Origin of the sequence: Streptomyces sp. NPDC058653 (assembly GCF_042716895.1) — a bacterium.
GTDB lineage: Bacteria > Actinomycetota > Actinomycetes > Streptomycetales > Streptomycetaceae > Streptomyces.
In genome coordinates, this window is record NZ_JBHXRM010000051.1 from 19528 (window position 1) to 35918 (window position 16391).

The 16391-nt window shown below is 70.3% G+C and carries 14 protein-coding genes and 1 CRISPR repeat array (1 of these 15 running past the window's edge); of the genes, 7 read left to right on the forward strand and 7 right to left on the reverse strand.

Going from position 1 to position 16391, the window contains the following annotated elements; all coding sequences use genetic code 11:
* A CRISPR array of direct repeats spans positions 1–713; the repeat unit is 29 nt; unit sequence GGGTCCATCCCCGCTGGCGCGGGGAGCAG; it begins 109 nt to the left of the window's first position.
* Between the two features lie 702 nt (positions 714–1415).
* Positions 1416–1877, forward strand: coding sequence for a hypothetical protein (locus ACFWU9_RS31425; RefSeq protein WP_384324461.1), 462 nt, complete (start codon positions 1416–1418; stop codon positions 1875–1877).
* A 118-nt stretch (positions 1878–1995) separates the two neighbouring features.
* Here the strand turns inward: ACFWU9_RS31425 and ACFWU9_RS31430 are convergent, their stop codons facing one another.
* Positions 1996–4017 (reverse strand): TerD family protein, encoded by a 2022-nt coding sequence (locus tag ACFWU9_RS31430; protein WP_384324462.1) that lies wholly within the window; start codon positions 4015–4017, stop codon positions 1996–1998.
* Positions 4018–4228: 211 nt separating this feature from the next.
* On the reverse strand, positions 4229–5068 hold the full coding sequence (locus tag ACFWU9_RS31435; protein ID WP_384324463.1) for a methyltransferase domain-containing protein: 840 nt from the start codon (positions 5066–5068) through the stop codon (positions 4229–4231).
* A 380-nt stretch (positions 5069–5448) separates the two neighbouring features.
* On the opposite strand from ACFWU9_RS31435, the gene ACFWU9_RS31440 reads away from it, so the two are divergent.
* Complete coding sequence (locus ACFWU9_RS31440; RefSeq protein WP_384324464.1) at positions 5449–6021, forward strand: hypothetical protein; 573 nt, start codon at positions 5449–5451, stop codon at positions 6019–6021.
* Positions 6022–6037: 16 nt separating this feature from the next.
* Here the strand turns inward: ACFWU9_RS31440 and ACFWU9_RS31445 are convergent, their stop codons facing one another.
* On the reverse strand, positions 6038–6199 hold the full coding sequence (locus ACFWU9_RS31445) for a hypothetical protein (RefSeq protein ID WP_384324465.1): 162 nt from the start codon (positions 6197–6199) through the stop codon (positions 6038–6040).
* Between the two features lie 488 nt (positions 6200–6687).
* A complete protein-coding gene (locus tag ACFWU9_RS31450; protein ID WP_384324466.1) occupies positions 6688–7497 on the reverse strand; it encodes a DUF5707 domain-containing protein in 810 nt (269 codons plus the stop codon).
* Between the two features lie 479 nt (positions 7498–7976).
* On the opposite strand from ACFWU9_RS31450, the gene ACFWU9_RS31455 reads away from it, so the two are divergent.
* From ACFWU9_RS31455 to ACFWU9_RS31465, 3 genes are all read left to right on the forward strand, one after another.
* Positions 7977–8951: a CPBP family intramembrane glutamic endopeptidase gene (locus tag ACFWU9_RS31455; RefSeq protein ID WP_384324467.1), complete on the forward strand. Its 975-nt coding sequence runs from the start codon at positions 7977–7979 to the stop codon at positions 8949–8951.
* A 431-nt stretch (positions 8952–9382) separates the two neighbouring features.
* Positions 9383–11035 carry a SpoIIE family protein phosphatase gene (locus tag ACFWU9_RS31460; RefSeq protein WP_384324468.1) on the forward strand — a complete coding sequence of 551 codons (1653 nt, stop codon included), beginning with the start codon at positions 9383–9385 and terminating at the stop codon, positions 11033–11035.
* A 202-nt stretch (positions 11036–11237) separates the two neighbouring features.
* Positions 11238–12047, forward strand: a complete 810-nt coding sequence (locus tag ACFWU9_RS31465; RefSeq protein ID WP_384324469.1) for an SAM-dependent methyltransferase — start codon at positions 11238–11240, stop codon at positions 12045–12047.
* A 69-nt stretch (positions 12048–12116) separates the two neighbouring features.
* On the opposite strand, the gene ACFWU9_RS31470 is transcribed toward ACFWU9_RS31465, so the two are convergent.
* A complete protein-coding gene (locus ACFWU9_RS31470; RefSeq protein ID WP_384324470.1) occupies positions 12117–12851 on the reverse strand; it encodes an exonuclease domain-containing protein in 735 nt (244 codons plus the stop codon).
* 258 nt (positions 12852–13109) lie between these two features.
* On the opposite strand from ACFWU9_RS31470, the gene ACFWU9_RS31475 reads away from it, so the two are divergent.
* Entirely contained in the window at positions 13110–13676 is a 567-nt protein-coding gene (locus tag ACFWU9_RS31475) for a DUF4365 domain-containing protein (RefSeq protein WP_384324471.1), read from the forward strand.
* On the forward strand, positions 13673–14854 hold the full coding sequence (locus tag ACFWU9_RS31480) for a hypothetical protein (RefSeq protein ID WP_384324472.1): 1182 nt from the start codon (positions 13673–13675) through the stop codon (positions 14852–14854). Before ACFWU9_RS31475 ends, ACFWU9_RS31480 begins: the two co-directional genes overlap by 4 nt.
* 123 nt (positions 14855–14977) lie before the next feature.
* Here ACFWU9_RS31480 and ACFWU9_RS31485 read toward each other — a convergent pair whose 3' ends face one another.
* A complete protein-coding gene (locus ACFWU9_RS31485; protein ID WP_384324473.1) occupies positions 14978–15967 on the reverse strand; it encodes a hypothetical protein in 990 nt (329 codons plus the stop codon).
* Positions 15964–16383 (reverse strand): hypothetical protein, encoded by a 420-nt coding sequence (locus ACFWU9_RS31490; RefSeq protein WP_384324474.1) that lies wholly within the window; start codon positions 16381–16383, stop codon positions 15964–15966. Before ACFWU9_RS31490 ends, ACFWU9_RS31485 begins: the two co-directional genes overlap by 4 nt.
* Positions 16384–16391 lie beyond the last annotated feature (8 nt).

The window sequence follows — 16391 nt, forward strand, 5'->3', positions numbered from 1 at the left end:
CAGGCCGTACCCGGGTCCATCCCCGCAGGCGCGGGGAGCAGTTCGCCTCGCGCTCGGGGACGACGAAGTGGCTGGGTCCATTCCCGCAGGCGCGGGGGAGCAGACGGTGGCGATGCCCTCGAAGTTCTCGCCCGTGGGTCCATCCCCGTGGCGCGGGGAGCAGGGGGCGATCAGGCAGCCGTTCGAGGCGGTCTCGGGTCCATCCCCGCTGGCGCGGGGAGCAGTTCGGTAGTCGCCGCTGGTTCGGCAAGCGCGCGGGTCCATCCCCGCTGGCGCGGGGAGCAGCGTGTAACCCGGTTGCGTTGCGTCTTCCGCCCGGGTCCATCCCCGCTGGCGCGGGGAGCAGTCGGGTCCCGATCTTGAGGGCACATCCCCCGCGGGTCCATCCCCGCTGGCGCGGGGAGCAGCCGCGGGGGGCCGACCGCGATCATCACTGTCGCGGGTCCATCCCCGCTGGCGCGGGGAGCAGTCGATGGCGTCGAGCCATTCTGTGTAGTGCTCGGGTCCATCCCCGCTGGCGCGGGGAGCAGAACGAGGACGGCGCGGCTGCACTCGTCTCCGAGGGTCCATCCCCGCTGGCGCGGGGAGCAGTCGGACAGTGTGTACACCTTCGCGGCGTCCGCGGGTCCATCCCCGCTGGCGCGGGGAGCAGAGTCCACGGAAGCCGAACCCTCCACGGGTGACGGGTCCATCCCCGCTGGCGCGGGGAGCAGGCTGCGTGGCCAGCAGGTTTTTTCGCGGGCAAGGCAGCGTTGAACCAACTGCAGCGGGAGCGACAAACAGGCCAAATCGGCTGGCCAGCGAACTGGTTACGGCCGACCACAGACCGCCACCAGCATCCCACCCGAGATCCCGAAGACGTCGTGCGGGCCGCGTCGGCTCGATGGAAGACGTCGAACCCCGACACCCTCCCTCCACTGCACCCCTCCCGCACCACACACAACAGCATCCTGCGGTCACCCGTGATCCCCAAGCCCAGAGCGCGAGTTCGCCTCTCGACACCCGCTCCACGCCGAAGGCCCAAGTCAGCGACTTGGGCCTTGTTTGTTGCTTGGACCCTGCGAGGATCTCGCACCCCCTCCGCACCATCCTTCCGGCGCCCGGCCGGCAGCGGGTACGTGGTCTCGGCGAGACTCAGCGGTCGGTCCTGAGTCCGGTCCGGGGCGTGCAGCTTGGGTGCTCGCCGATTTCGGGGTCAGAGTTGTTCTTGGTCACACGCCGACGGCGAACAGCGCGGGACGACCGCCCACTTCCCTGCCCAGGGGTGCCGCGCCGCTCGGCGCTTCTGGGGTGTGGCGGACCGCTGACATCAACGAGCGTGGACCCCCACGGCACGGCCAGGACGCTAAAGCGGTCCGCGAGGGTGCAAAGATGACGGCGCAGGTGGGCTTCTCACTGGTCTGGGAGAACGTGTTGTGACTCGACGAGTCAGCTTGGTGGATCTGCCGGTGACCTTCGCGCGTCCCCTCCGGCTCTTCACGTACATCATCGGGCACAGCCAACTCCTGCTCCGCGGGGAGCAGAACCATGAGCGGGGCCTCACGACAACGCTGGAAGTGGTCTTCAAGAACGTCAGCGCCCTGTCGGTCCGGGACCACTACCCCTCGCTGACGATCCGCTTGGCATCCGGCGAGGAAGAGGAGGAGCTGCGCGAAGCAGTTCCCGGCCCCTGGTACGACGCGCGAGCCTTCGTCCTGGGCGAGCGACTGCTGGGCGGATTCGTCGTCGCCGGCAACGCGTTCTGGGGCGAGTCCTCCGCACCGGAGACGTACAGCAGCTTCCTCATCCCTGAGTACACCTTGCCGGAACTCGAAACGGACCATCCGTCGCCGTCCGAACCTCAGACGATCTACGCCCCCTACCCCCACCACGGTTAAGGGCGCGCCCGTTGCGTACCCGTCCCGGTGGAGAACCACGGCACCTGTACCTGCTCGTCACCCGCTCCACGCCCACCCCAGGCAACCGAGGGTTGCCCGGGCCAAGACCTGGCGGACCTCACCCGGCCGTGGTTTCGGTGAGTTGGGGGCGTCTGGTCGGGCGGCGTTCAAGGTGGGCGACCACGCCCGTGTAGAAGCGGTCCACGGCATCGTCCACGCTTCGGATGAAGCCGGAGTCGCTGTTACCGCGAGTGCTGCCCATGCCCTTCAAGAGGGAGAGCCGGAAGCCCGCGATCTGGGCGCCGTCTCGCGGGAGCATGTCCGCCGGCTCGCGGCGGAGCCGTTCCAGAGTGCCGCGCGGGCCCCCGCCCTGGCCCTCGATGAGTGTCTCGATGTGCAGGTCCGCCGGCGCCTCGGTGAGTTGGCGGATCAGGCGCTTGGCCCAGGTGAGTGGATAACCCTGTTCCGGGGCCGCGAGGTCGATGGAGGTGCGCAACCTGCCGGTGCGCAGGTCGGCGGCCACGGACAAGGCGCCCTGCGTGCCGTCGATACGGAGTTCGGCGTGCAAGCGGCCGTCGTCGCAGAGCTGGTCGGCCAGAGTGGCGCGGCGGGTATGGGGGTCGGTGCCGCGTTTGGCCCGCTGTACGGGCAGAACTTTCTGGCCCAGTTCGCCACCGAGCCGCAGACAGACCTGGCGGACAAGGCGTTCCCAGCTCTCGACCACCTGGATGGCGTGCGGGTCGCCCTGGCAGAGGGTCTCCTCATCGATTCCCTTGCGTACCGGTACCCAGGCGGGTCCCATGTTCTGGAAACCGTGACAGCCGGAGTTCTCGTGCTGGAGATACTGGAGGAGTTCGAGGAGGAGCCAGGCGTGGGCGGCGTTGCCGACGCCCTCGTGACGGATCAGCATCTGCGCCTGGTGAGCGACCTCCGCCCAGGACAGATGCCACAGAGCCACTTTGTGCTTGCGCCGGCCGTCCACCTTGACGTCCACCGGCGGCCTGCCGTCCAGAGCCACGTCGTTCGACAGGGTGATCACGGCCTCGTAGCCGCGCCTCGCCGCGATGTCCATGTAGTCCTGCACCTGGTCGGCCCTGAGCGCGTTGCCGTTGGTCTTCGTCTCCACCAGGGCGGTCCACAACTTCCCCGCACGCTCGACGCGAATGACGCCGTCAGGACGCTTGGGTGTGTCGCCGTACGGCAGTGAGACCTCCGTGAAGGTCTCCGTACGGCCGGCGGGAGCGCCGAACGCGGCGGTGAGCCTGCGCCCGTACTCCGGCACCTGAGCCATCACCGAGAGCAGGATGGACGTCGCCCGCATCTCCCGCTCCCGATCGCTCTTGAGGGACGGGACCGGGAAGAGTCGGGCACGTCGCCACGCGTCACTCTCGGCGAGCGACTTCCCGCCCGTCCTGGGAAGAACGACCTTCTTCTTGGCGGTACGAGGACGCCGGGGCGCGGGCACACCGACGGCCTTGGGCGCTGTCGGCTGCGCGGGCAGCGTCGCCGGGGGCTCGGTGGCGGGGGTGACCGACACCGCGGCGGAAGGCGCCGGGGCTGCGTCCGCCACCGGCACTTCGGGTTCCTCCTCGGACGCGTCGTCCACGTCGATGCCGAAATCCGTTGCCAGACCCGCCAGACCGCTCGCGTACCCCTGGCCTACGGCCCGGAACTTCCACTCCTCCCCTCGCCGATACAACTCACCGAAGATGAATGCGCTCTCCGTGTCCGCGTCGTCGATCGAGAACGTGAGAAGTGGCTCGCCGGTACGGTCGGCCAGCGTGATGCGCAGCTCGTCCAGATCGCCGAAACGCGCGCCGCCATACCTGCTGGCCGCCAGGACCACGCGCTCCACACCGGACGACATCGCGCTCAGATCGAGGGTGATCCGGTCCTCGCTGCCGTCGGCGGTCGGTGTCTTGCCCAGTAACTGCACGCTGCCGTCCGCCGAAGCCGGGTTGTTGTAGAAGAAGAAGTCCGCGTCACTACGCACCTTCCCGTTCCCGCCCACCAGCAGCAGGGAGACGTCCGCGTCCCCGTCCCCTGTCGCGCTGCGCCAGGCCAAGCTCAGGACCACGGCACTGATGTCCTCGCTCAGGACATCCAGTGCGACATTGGCGCCCTTGACCATCTCCAGCATGCGGCCCCCCAGCCATGCGACCGCGCCGGGCCCCGCGACGTGGGCCGGCCGGTCATGCAATGTGATCTGAAGCACACTCCCTATGTGCGAAGTGAACCCTAGCGTGCGATGCGCCCCTCTAGTGGGCCAATACGACGATTGAGTACTGATTCCGCCGATGCGCGCCCGTCGACCGGTGTCCCGCACACCGGCAGACGGCCTGCTCGCAGGGTCAGGGTTTGCGGGCGCATGCCTGGACCAGGAGGCTTTCGCGGACGGTGGTGTGGGGTTGGTCGAGGTGGTCGTGGAGTGTGCCGGTGAGGGACTCGAACTCCTCGGTGGTGAGCGGGGTGTGGTGCAGGAGGCGGTCGCGGAAGAGGTGGGCGAAGGAGAGGAGCAGGGTCTGGTAGCGGTCGCCCGGATGCCAGTAGTAGGTGTGGGCGGTGGCCCGGACATCGGTGAGGCCGGCTTCGCGCAGGAGACCGGGCAGCCGGGCGCCGATGTGGACGTCGCCTCCGAAGACCCCGGCGAGCAGGTCCTTGAGGCGGTTCCACGCAGGGTGGGGCGGGTCGCACTGCCACGTCGCCCAGTCGAACTCCTGGACCGCGACCCATCCGCCGGGCCTGACGGCGGCAGCCATGGAGCCCAGGATCCCGCGGGGGCCGGTCGTGTTGATCAGCAGCAGCCGGCAGTGGGCCAGGTCGTACCGGGCGTGCGCGTCGGCGGCGGGCGGCAGGGCCTCGTGGCGGATCTCCACGTTGCCGAGGCCGAGTTGGCCGACGGACTCGCGGGCCCAGCCGGTCATCCGGTGGTCGGTGTCGAGGCCGGTGACCGATCCGGTGGGGCCGACTCGTTCGCTGAGAAGGTCGAGGATGCCGAGGGGGCCGCAGCCCAGGTCCAGTGCGTCCGCGTCGGGCGGCAGGGGAATCGTGTCGAGAAAGGCGGCTGCGGCCGGTCGCAGGAGTGCGCACTGGGCGAGGAGACGTTCATGCTCGGCACACGAGGACCCGAGCAGGTAGTCGGCAGCCGCCGGAGGATCTACGTCGCGTACGGCGGCGGGTGCTGGGCTCACATGGTCCTCGATTCGCCTCGTACGACCATCGCCGTACGCGACACATAGTGACTGATCCGTCACCGATAGCAGTATCCTGGCGGTGGGCGCTCTGGCAAGCGCGCCTGCGGGAAGGGACCCGCGGCCCGTCTGTAGCAGGGCAGCTTCGAGTGGGCGCGGACCCGGCCGTCGGCATTCCCGGCGACTGCGACCGCTCCGCGCCCCGCCGGGGGGAGCCCCGGTTCGGTGACGATCCGACCCGCCGGGCGGGCACGCGCGATCGTCGCCGTCCGCTTCAGTACCGCCGATGACCGTTGTCGACCAGACCGAGGATGTTCGTGCCTTCCCCCACTCTCCAGCCTGGAACCGAGTCGGCGCCGCGCGGCCTGAATCCTGCCGCGATGGTCTTCTCCTCCGCGGCGACACGCATGCTGCTGAGCGGTGACGGCATGACCACCCCTCTTCTGCAGGCGCTCGTGCACGGCCCTCTGCGGGCGCGAGCGGACGGCGTACGGACGGTCGGGCCGACCGTTCTCCCGCCCGGCATCGGCGAGGCCCTGCGCCCCGACGTCCGCGACAACTGCCTTCTGCGCCGATCCCGCCTTCTGACGGTCACGGGACAGACGGTGTCGGAGAACACGGTCGCGGCCCGCTCGGGAGTCGACCCGCGCGTCGACAAGGCGGTCACCGACCCCTCGCAACCGGTGGGATTCGCGCTCGCCGAAGCGGAAGTGGCCCTGCGCAGGCGCATCGTGCACGTCGGCCGGGCCACCTGGCCGGACGGCACCCCGTGTGCGGTCAAGACCTACACCCTCGACAGTGACGGCCGACCGCTTCTGTGCATCCGGGAACTGTTCAACCCCTTCATCGTCGACGCCGCCGTACGCGTGAAGGAACTGCCGGAGCCGGGGCCCGCTCGCGCGCCCGGCGCCCGCGGCGGGCCAACGGCGGTGCCGGCACCCACCGGCTCGTGACCCAGGGCTTCCTGTGTCAGCCGGGCTTGTGGATCATTCCCCGGACGAGGCTGTGACGTGAGCCGTCGGTGTCGGTGTCGGTGGTCTCCCGGGCCGACCGGACCGTGTGCGCGAAGGCGGCGGGATCAGGGCCGATGCGTTCGGCGCGGGGGCGCATGACGCCGGACAGCGGCTCCACCGCGAGGTGTACGTCGCCGACATCGCGGCGTTAGGGACGACGGTCTCCACCTCGACCACGACCACGAGGAACGGGGTGCCCGGCCCGGGGCGGCATCTCGGCGCACCCCGCCGGAACATGGGCCGGGGGACCTGGTCCGTGAAGGCCTCCAGGACCGCTCCGATGATCTCCCGTGTCCGATCAGCGGCAGGGTCCCGAGATCGCGGCCACAGGTCTCCCCCGGGAGTCAGTGCTCGGCACGGACGTGCGCGTGGGTCTTCGCGGTGTCGCTGTCGACGTGGACCGCCATGAAAGCGCAAAGGCGCTGCGGAGGATCTCGACGTACCGGCCGACCGGCACCGCCATCGGCGAAATCCCGGTCAGCGATTCGAAGTCGAGTGTGACCGGTGGCGGCGGCCGCCCCGAACCTCGTGTGGAGGTGGGGCGACCGCCGCTTTCCCGTGTGAAATCCGTTAATCCGTTACGGGCCCCTGCCTCGGGGCCATGGATTACTTCACGTCGACGTAGTCACCCTCGGCGCTGACCACCGCGGTGGACGCGATACCCGCGTACGTGAAGCGGTAATAGCCGTCTGCGGACGCCGGGACCGTGGTCTTCAGCGCGCCGCCCGTGGTCGACTTGATGCCCTTGACATTGGTGTAGTTGGTGGTGCCCGCCTTGCGGAACTGCAGCACCACCGACTGGCCGCTGAGCCCCGCGTACTTGTTCGTCTCCCAGTCGGCACGGGTCAGCGCGCCGGTGACCGTGATGGTCTTGCCCTTCACCACCGGCTCCGGGGACGCGTTGACCGTCAGTTTCGACATGCGCTGCAGGTTGAAGCCCTTGACGTTGTCCTTCTGGACGAAGTCGAGGTCCGTGCCCTGAGCGAGTGCCCAGACCTTCCAACCGCCGGCCAGCTTGTTCAGCAGGTCGTAGTTGGCGTCGACGGTGAAGGTGTGCTTGCAGGTGGAGGTCGTGGCGTTGACCTCGGTGCAGACGGCCTCGTCCTCGTTGGGCAACGCGCCGCCGTCAAGGGTGTCGAAGGTCGAACCGTGCCACAGCACCGCGGTTCCCCACGCGATGCCCGAGTCGTCCGTGGCGGTGAAGCTGACCGTGAAGGTCTTCTTCGTGGTCGCGCCCATGACGACGGCCTTGCCTCCGTTCACGACCACGTTCGAGATCGCGGTGTCTCCGATGACGTCGTCGGCCGCGACCGCCGCGCCCCTTTCGGCGCTCTTCGTGAACGAGGAGACGGTGTTGCCGTCATCCGCCTGCGCCGCCGGAACGGCGAGGACGGAAAGGGCCAGGGCGCCTGTCACTGCGGTGACAGAGGCACGAATGCGCATGTGTTTCCCCACGTCTGAGAAAGGGGCGCACGGGACAGCTCTGTTGCGTGCTTCCGTGCCGCCCGATCCAGCCAGTCTCTGGAGTCTGCTGACTCCACTGATCAGACATGGAGCACGGGTGAATGGTTGTGCGACTCCGTGAAGTTTTCTCACGTACGCGTTTATGCATGGCTATTACGGATTCCGTTACCCATAGCCGTCAACCGACCGGTTAACGAATCGGGGGCCGAAGGTTACCTATTGGGGAATGCCGGAGGCTCATTTGATGAACGCCGAGTTACCGGACGTCGACGTACTCACCGGAGCGTGTCGCCCTCACGCTCACGGTCCCGCTCGCGAACGAAAAGTACAGCCTGCTGCACCCCCCTTCGGGGTGCCGGCGGGAATGATCCGTGGTGGTGGGGCTGGTGTGCTGGGCGCATCGACATCAGCCCCCTCCGAGAGGACACGCGGTGACCGTCCAGACCACCTCAGGAATCCGAGGCGCCTTTCAACGCGCCCCGCTGACCTGGTTCTTCTTCCTCGCGTACGCACTGAGCTGGCTGGCCTGGACGCCGTACATCCTGTCGGAGAACGGGCTGGGGGTCTGGGACCACGACTTCGGCGCCGGCGGCTCGGGCCAGATCCTGGGTGTGCTGCCGGGCGCGTACCTCGGCCCGATCTGCTCGGCCCTGCTGATCACCTCCCTGACCGAGGGCCGTCAGGGGCTGCGGAACTGGCGGGCCCGGATGACCAAGTTCCGGGTCGGCTGGCAGTGGTACGTGCTGGTGCTCGTCTCGGTGCCCGCCGCGCTGATCCTCGCCGCCGTCGCGACCACGGACACCGAGCCCGTACTTCCCGGCGCCATGGTGTTCGCCATGTACCTGCCCGGACTGTTGATCCAGATGATCACGACGGGCCTCGCGGAGGAGCCCGGCTGGCGCGAGTACGCCATGCCCCGGATGCAGAGGCGGTACGGCCCGCTGGTCGCGACCCTCGTCGTCGGCGTCCTGTGGGGCGCGTGGCACCTGCCGCTGTTCCTGACCGACTGGGGCGGCGGGCGGGGCCATGACCCGATGGGCGTGCTGGAGTTCATGATCACCGCGCTCGCCTTCAGCGCCGTCATGACGTGGGTGTTCAACCGCTCGGGCGAGAGCATGCCGCTGGTCATGCTTTTGCACACCGGCGTCAACAACTTCTTCTCCATGGCCTGGGCCGACATGTTCCCGACGCTGACGGAGAAGCAGGGCTCCCAGGCGTTCCTGATGGCCGCCGTCACGGGGGCGCTCATCGTGGTGACCGTCACCCGGGGGCGTCTGGGCTTCGCGTCCGAGCCGTCCGTGGGGGCCACGGAGCCGATCCCGGGCGATGCCACTCCCCCTTCGGCGGCCGGCTCTCCCCACCCGTATCCCACGCGGGCCGGTACGGGTGACCGCGGCCCTTCGTGAGCGTGGCCCTTCGTGACCGCGGCCCTTCGTGAGCGTGGCGGCGAGCAGGCGCGTCGCGGCCTCGACGGGGTGCCTCCCCGGGGTGGTCCACGGCTCTGGCCGGACGATAACGTGTCCGGCTTGGCGACAGACGGTGGGCAGCGTGACGAGGTCGATCAGCCCGGGCACATCCGGGGCACCAGGGCAGTGGCCATCCGTGCCCGGACGCGGAGGCATGGCCATATGAGCCAAGGGCCAGGGCGTGCTGTTGTCCCTCAGGCGAGGGATGATCGGTGCATGAGAGGCGACGATCCTCTGGTGGTCGGTGCGCGGCCGGGCGTACAGGGCTTTGAGGAGGCGGTGACCGGTGCGGTCCGGAGGGTCCGGGCCGGGAGCGCCGCCGGTCGTGGCGGGGCCGTGCCGGCGGCGGCCCGGCTGTGGAGGAGGGGGCGGTGAATGAAGGGTCTCTCCTCAGACGGTACGAAGCGCTCCTGGGCGCCGTACCGCAGTCGGTCTGGGTGCTGTCCGCCGACGGGGTGGTCACCCTTCTGAAGGGCAGCGGGTTGCCGGAGCGGCTCTGGCGCCCCGACGGTGAGAGCTCATGGATGGACGCGGTGCACCCGAAGGACCGGGACTGGTTCCGGCGGGCGTGGCGCAAGGCCACCGAGCAGCGGTCCCCGATCGACACGATCGTACGAGTACGGCTCGAGGGCTCCCCCGACCGTTTCCGCCACATCAAGCTCATCGCCGCCCCTGTCCAGGACCCGAGCGGCGAGGTGGAGTGGGTCGGTACCGCCACCGATGCCGAGGACCACTGGCGCACCCGCATGCGGGAGAAGCTGCTGGCCCGTATGGCACCCGTACCGGCGGCGCACAACCTGTCCGAGGCCTTTCTGACCACCGCGGCCGCCGTCGTGCCCGAACTCGCCGACGCCGTCGCCATCTTCCGCGTACAGGGCGACAGCGAAGCAGCCTTCCGGACGTCCGCGGGTGTCCCGGCCGCGGCCTCGCCGGAGCGGGTGGGGCTCGCCCCCGGGCTGCCTCCCATGTATCCGCTGGACGCCGACTTCCTGCTGGGCCCGGCCGCGAAGGCGGCCATCGACAGCCAGGAGCCCGTGCTGCTGACCTTCCCGCCCGGAGAGCCGCCCACGGACAGTCTCTCCAGGGTCTCCGTCCGGTGGCTTCGCGAGGCCGACGCGACGAGCGTGGCCCTGCTGCCCGTCGTGGTCGACGGCCGCACGGTCGCGCTGGCGACCACGGCGAACTGCCGGGGCAACCCGCCCTCCGACGAGGCCGACCTCTATCTGCTGCAGGACGTCTTCCAGCAGATGAGCGGGCCCCTGCGCCGGACGATGGAACTGCAGAGCATCCGCGACATGGCCCTCGTACTCCAGCAGTCCTTCCTGGCCGCCCCGCCGTCCGTCGAAGGCCTCGTCATCACCGCGCTCTACCATCCGGCCGACTCGGCCGCCGAGGTCGGCGGGGACTGGTACGACGCCGTCCGGCTCTCGGCCGACTCGCTCGCCCTGTCCATCGGCGACATCGCAGGTCACGACGTGGACGCGGCCACCGCGATGGGGCGTGTCAACAGCATGCTGAGGGGACTCGCGTACGACAGCGGCCCCGGCGCCAGCCCGGCGGCCACCCTGAGCCGGCTCGACCGCATCGTGCAGGCGCTCGACAGCCCGTCGATGGTCACGGCCGTGCACGCGGTCCTGCACCGGCAGGCGGACGGTGCCTGGCACATCGCGCTGTCCAACGCCGGCCATCCGCCGCCCCTGCTGATCCCGGCGGACGCGCCGTCGCGGTTCCTGCACGACCTCACGGCCGCGGACCCACCGCTGTGTGTCGGCGAGGCCATCCCCCGTACCGACCTCCACGCGGTCATCCGGGAGGGCGACACCCTGGTGCTGTACACCGACGGGCTCGTGGAGGTGCCGGGCACAGACATCGGTGACGGTCTCCGGCGCCTGCGTGAGCACACCGACGCGCTGGTCCGAAAGGGCGTACCGCAGCTGAGCCTGATCCGAGGGCTCCTGCCGCCCGTCCAGAACCGCTGGGACGACATCGCCGTCATCTCCCTGCACGCGCGGAGGGAGGAGTGATGCCGGGGGTCCGTCGGCCTGGTCCGCCTGGTCCGCATGGCCGGCCCGCCCGCCACGCCTGGCTCGCCCCCGTCGCCCGGCCTGCCCACCCCGCCCGGCCCGCCCGCACCGCCACCCGCGTCCTCGTCCCGCTGTTTCGCTTGCGCCCCGAACCCCACCTTCATACCGTTGACAAGCCGTCCTCGACCGAAAGAGGCGCCGCATGAACTCCCCGCACGATCGACAGAGCGGACTCGCCACCACGCGCGCCCACTCCGCCCGCGTCTACGACTACATTCTCGGCGGCAAGGATCACTATCCCGTCGATGTCGAGGCGGGCGACGTCATGTGCCGGCACTGGCCCGCCCTGCCGGTCCACATGATGGAGAACCGCCGGTTCATGCACCGCGCGGGCCGCTTCCTTGCCGAGGAGCGGGGCATCCGCCAGTTCCTGGACGTCGGGACCGGGCTGCCGACCTCGCCCAACCTGCACGAGATCGTGCAGGAGGTGGCGCCCGAATCGCATGTGGTCTACGTCGACAACGACCCCATCGTCCTCGCCCACGCCCGCGCCCTGCTGCAGAGCTCGGCCGAAGGGGCGACCGCGTACGTGGACGCCGACATGCACCAGCCCGACACGATTCTGGACAGCGCCGAGTTCCGTGACCTCATCGATCTGAACCGGCCCGTCGGCCTGATGGTGATCGGCATCATGCACTTCATCCTGCCGCCGGACGACCGGCGCCTGATCAAGCGGCTCCTGGACCCGCTGCCGTCCGGCAGCTATCTGGCGATGACCATCGGCACCGCCGACTTCGCGCCCGAGGAGGTCAACCGGGTGGCGGAGGAGTACCGGCAGCAGAACATGCCCATGGCGCTGCGCGATCTCCCCACCGCCACCTCCTTCTTCGAGGGACTGGAACTCCAGGAGCCGGGAGTCACCCAGGTGCACACCTGGCGCCCCGGCCCCGAACAGGCCGGCATCGACGGCCGCGACATCGCCATGTACGGGGCGGTCGCCCGTAAGCCCTGACCGGAGAGTCCGGCTCTCGTCACCCGCTCCTCGACGAACCCTCGCGGCCGACGGTCCCGTACGCGAGGGCTATGCCGCCTCCCTGGCCGGCGGGACCGGGCGCAGCGGCCAGGCCGGGTCGCACACCTCGTCGGAGCCGTTGCGGGCGAACCACGCCTGGAGGCCCCGGGACTGGGCCGCGTGCCAGACCGCCTGGCGCGAGTGGAGTTCGGCGCGGCTCAGCCCGGATATCCGCTCGGTGTAGCGGCGCCCTATCGCCCGGACCAGGGCCAGGGAGGCGAGCGCGTCGGCGGCGGCGTCGTGGGCGTCGGTGAGCGGCACCTCGTACAGCGCGCAGAGGTCGGTGAGCGTGCGGCGTCCCTTGCGGTAGCGGTCCAGGTGCTTGTCGAGCACCCGTGGATCGAGGACACACCAGGGCGCGCCGCCTCCGAAGTACGAGCTGAGGGGCGCCCCGTGATGCCGTTTCACCTCACGGTCCAACAAGGTCAGGTCGAACGGCGCGTTCATCACCACCAGCGGTATGCCGGCCCCGCAGCGCGCCGCCAGCTCCCGGGCGATCTCGTCGGTCACCGGTCCCGGACTCCGGCCGTGCTCCCGCAGGAAGGCGTCGGAGAGCCCGTGCACGGCCCGCGCCGACTCCGGAACGGGGACGCCCGGGTCGACCAGCCACCGTATGACCTCGGTCGGCCGCTCCGGAGCGGACTCCACCACCAACGCGGCGGAGACGATGCGGTCCCGCTCGACGTCCACCCCGGTCGTCTCGGTGTCGAAGGCGGCCAGGATTCCCTCGTACCAATAGTTCATTGTCTGCCCCGAATTCTGCTGAATAGCACGTAACGACAAGATGTCCTGGGGGAGATGAGGGACAACTCCCCATCAAAGGTATTCCCCTGACGGAACATCAACGAACCGGGACCGTTTACGAGTTGGCGCAGGTGGAGACAACACAGGTGTTGGGGAGAACATACGACTCACGCATGGTTGTACGAGTTGCGTAGGTGCGTCGTCACTACCGCCTCAACCGTTCGACGAGCCACACCAGCACGGAAGGCACACGGGGCGATGGCACTCGCACAGCCCGACCACGGCCAGTTGCTGCCCGAGCGCGCCAGGGTGCTGCGCGGCGGTCTGGCCACCACCAGCTGCATGGAGACCCTGCAAGTGGGCTATCTGCACGCGGTCGCCGCAGCCGCGGGCTGCTCGCTCTCGCAGCCCTTTCCCGACAACGGCATCGACTGGCACGTCAGCCACAGTTCACGCGCGCACACCGTCGACGACGAGGTCACCATCAAGGTGCAGCTCAAGAGCACGTATCAGACCGCGCCCCACCCCCCGGGGTCGTCGTTCGCCTTCACCCTCGACAACGACCACCTCGCCAAGCTCGGTCGGACCCCGGTGTCGGTCCACAAGATCCTCGTGGTGATGCTCGTCCCGCGCACCCAGGACCAGTGGTTGCGCGCCGGCCACGACCAACTCGACCTGCGGCACTGCTGTTACTGGGTCAATCTCGCCGGGCGCCCCATCACCGGCCGGACCCGTACCACCGTGCGGATACCGACCGCCCGTATCTTCGACGACCGCGCGCTGTGCGAGATCATGGCGCGGGTCGGAGCCGGAGGACGACCGTGACGCAACCCACCGGCGACGCGCCGACGCCCCCCAGCCCCGAGTACGTGGACTCCGCCGTCCTCACCGGTCTGCTGAAGCAGCACGGCTGGCACCGCCGCGGAGGCGCGCCCGGCCGCTACAGCCGCTGGACACCGCCCAGCGGCGACGGCACCAGCCTCCTCGTCCCCGACGCCTCCCGGTCGGCGTACGCCGACCACGGCGAGCTGCTCGGCGAGGCCCTCACCGCGCTGAGCCGCTCCAGCGTGCCCTCCGCCCGGGAGGTGCTGGACGCGCTGACGATCCCCGGCGACAAGATCAGCTGGCGCCGTGTGATCCCTCGCTCCGGCGCAGCCGTCTCGTGGACCGCGGCGGAACAACTGCGTTCGGCGGCCCGGGGGATGCTGGTCGCCGCGACCCTTGCCGCCGTCCACCCGGCGGGCTGGTTCGGCGCGCGCCACAGGACGCACGCCGCGCGCGTGCTCGACGAGATCCTCGTCGGGCCCGCCCCCGCCGGCCACCTGCTCTCCGTCTACGCGCCCGTGCCCGACGGCCGACCGACCGCCACCACGTTGCTGCGCGCCCTTCAGACGACCCGGGACGCCGTCGACTACACCCGGACCACCGGCGGCCTCGACCCCTTCGACGACGCGGTCGCCCTCGGCGTCAGCCATGAACTCGTACGCGCGCTCGTCAAACTGGTCCGGGGCACGGAGGGTGTCGCCATCACCCTGGCCTGGTCACCGCTGGTGGCGGGTCCCCGGGGGTTCGCCCGCCGTCCCGAACCCGTCGAGTTCTCGCCCGGCGACATCCCCACCCTGATGGCAGCCGCCGACCACTACCGCGAGCGCGAGCCCTCCGTACCGGTCAGCCTCACCGGCACCGTCGTCCGCCTGCGCCGCCCCGAGCCGTCCGGCGGCGGCATCGTCCGGCTCCAGGTGCTCGCCGGAGCCGATGTCCGCCAGGTCAGGATCCAGCTCGACGAGGAGTCCTACCGCATCGCGGCGCACGCGCACCTCGTCGGCCTGCCGCTGCGGATCAGCGGCCGTCTGGAGTCCAGCGGCGGCTTCCGCCGGCTCACGGAGGTCTCCGGCATCACCCCGCTGGACGTCGACGAGGCCGAACGCGACCGACTGCTCAAGGCGCTCCAGAGCGTCCGCGAATCCTTCGAGGACGCGTGCGCCGGCGAACCGGACTGCTGAACGCCGCGGTCGATCTGACGGTGAGTCAGGAACGCGCGTGATCGGCTCACGACTGGTGCTGGTCCGCGGACGTTCGTGGCAGGCGCCCGCCGGAGCCGCCGTTCGTGTCTTGGTGGGCGTGCGTCACTGACCCGGTGGGGGTGGCGAGGGTGGGGGTGGCTGTGGTGGGAGCAGCAGTGGGGGTGGGGGTGGGTGTTCGTACGGGGTGGTCAGGGGGGCGCCCTGGCGCCAGAACGTGCTCAGTGCGGTGTTCGTCGTCCGTTCCGTCGAGGGGGTGTCAGGGACCGGGATGTGGAGGGCCGGGTAGAGGTCGAAGCGGTGGAGGTCGAAGGCGACGCGGACCGACTCGCCGTACGAGACCGCCGCGCGTACCGCCGCCGAGTAGGCGAACCAGGCCAGCAGCAGCGGTGCCGCGGTCAGGGCGAGCCACCAGTCCGTGGTGGCCAGCAGTGGTACGGAGGCCAGGGCGCTCACGCCCGCGACCGCCGACACGCGGCAGCAGACGTCGAGTTGGTCGCGGCGGTCGTCGACGACGGAGCGTACGCCCGCGCCCAGCAGCGGGTAGAGCCGTGGCCAGGCCACCGGGGTGTCCCAGCCGTACGCCGTCCCGGCCCGGTCCTCCATCGCGGCCAGGGCGTTGCCGAGTGCCGTGGGGCGCAGCGCCTCGGGGCGGCCCGGGTAACGCGCCCGCAGATGGCTCATCGCGACACCCGCCGCGTGTATGGACCGGGCGTCGGGCGGTGTGTCGCGCGGGAGCCGGGACGCCGACCGGGCCGCCGCCTCCTTCCGTCGCTGTCGGCCCAGGCAGTGGCGGGTCAGGGGGGCCGCCCAGCGTGGCCAGTACCCCTCCAGGAGCCGGACCAGGGAGAGTTGGAGGGGGTGCAGGACCAGGTTGAGCAGGGTGAGGGTGACCAGCATGAGCACGAGTTCGCCCACGGACAGTCCGCCCGCGGTGCGCCAGGCGTCCGAGAAGGAGAGCCGGGGTCCCGGGGCGCCCGCCCACACCAGCACGAGCAGGTAGACCGTGGCGGCGAAGGCGGGCAGGTGGCCGACGAGGAAGAAGCGCCCGGACAGCGCCGCGGACGGTGGTCTCAGGACGCTGTCGAGCTTCACGTCCGGCGTACCATCGCGCCGTCCCCCTCCGTGTCGCACTCCGGGACGGGACGGTCGGCCTCCAGCTCGTAGGCCGAACTCCCGCAGGTGGCGCAGTCGTACGCGTACACCTCGTAGCGGTTCGCCGCGCCCGCCAGGGACGCGCCGTCGCCGTCGCCCGTGCCGCGCCAGGGTTTGGTCGGGCCGCCCATCCGGCGCTCGAACCGCTCCCGGCCGACGGACGCGAGGGGCCGGTCACCGGCCTCCAGGGAGAGCACCGAGCACGCGGGTGTCGTGAGGAACACGGTGTGGACCGCCTCCGCCACGTCCCCGACCGCGGCGCCTTCCGGCACGACGATCCTGTGCCGGCGGGCCTCCGGGTCGTACGGCGTGTCGACGAGCGTGCTGTAGGGATGGCGGGCGGGGCGCGGCGTCATGCCGTCTC

Bases quoted from the DNA above. Each gene is read 5' to 3' on its own strand.
- ACFWU9_RS31465 (WP_384324469.1), top strand. From the start codon at position 11,238: ATGAACTCCCCGCACGATCGACAGAGCGGACTCGCCACCACGCGCGCC.
- ACFWU9_RS31470 (WP_384324470.1), bottom strand. From the start codon at position 12,851: ATGAACTATTGGTACGAGGGAATCCTGGCCGCCTTCGACACCGAGACG.
- ACFWU9_RS31475 (WP_384324471.1), top strand. From the start codon at position 13,110: ATGGCACTCGCACAGCCCGACCACGGCCAGTTGCTGCCCGAGCGCGCC.
- ACFWU9_RS31430 (WP_384324462.1), bottom strand. From the start codon at position 4,017: ATGCTGGAGATGGTCAAGGGCGCCAATGTCGCACTGGATGTCCTGAGC.
- ACFWU9_RS31440 (WP_384324464.1), top strand. From the start codon at position 5,449: ATGGTCTTCTCCTCCGCGGCGACACGCATGCTGCTGAGCGGTGACGGC.
- ACFWU9_RS31490 (WP_384324474.1), bottom strand. From the start codon at position 16,383: ATGACGCCGCGCCCCGCCCGCCATCCCTACAGCACGCTCGTCGACACG.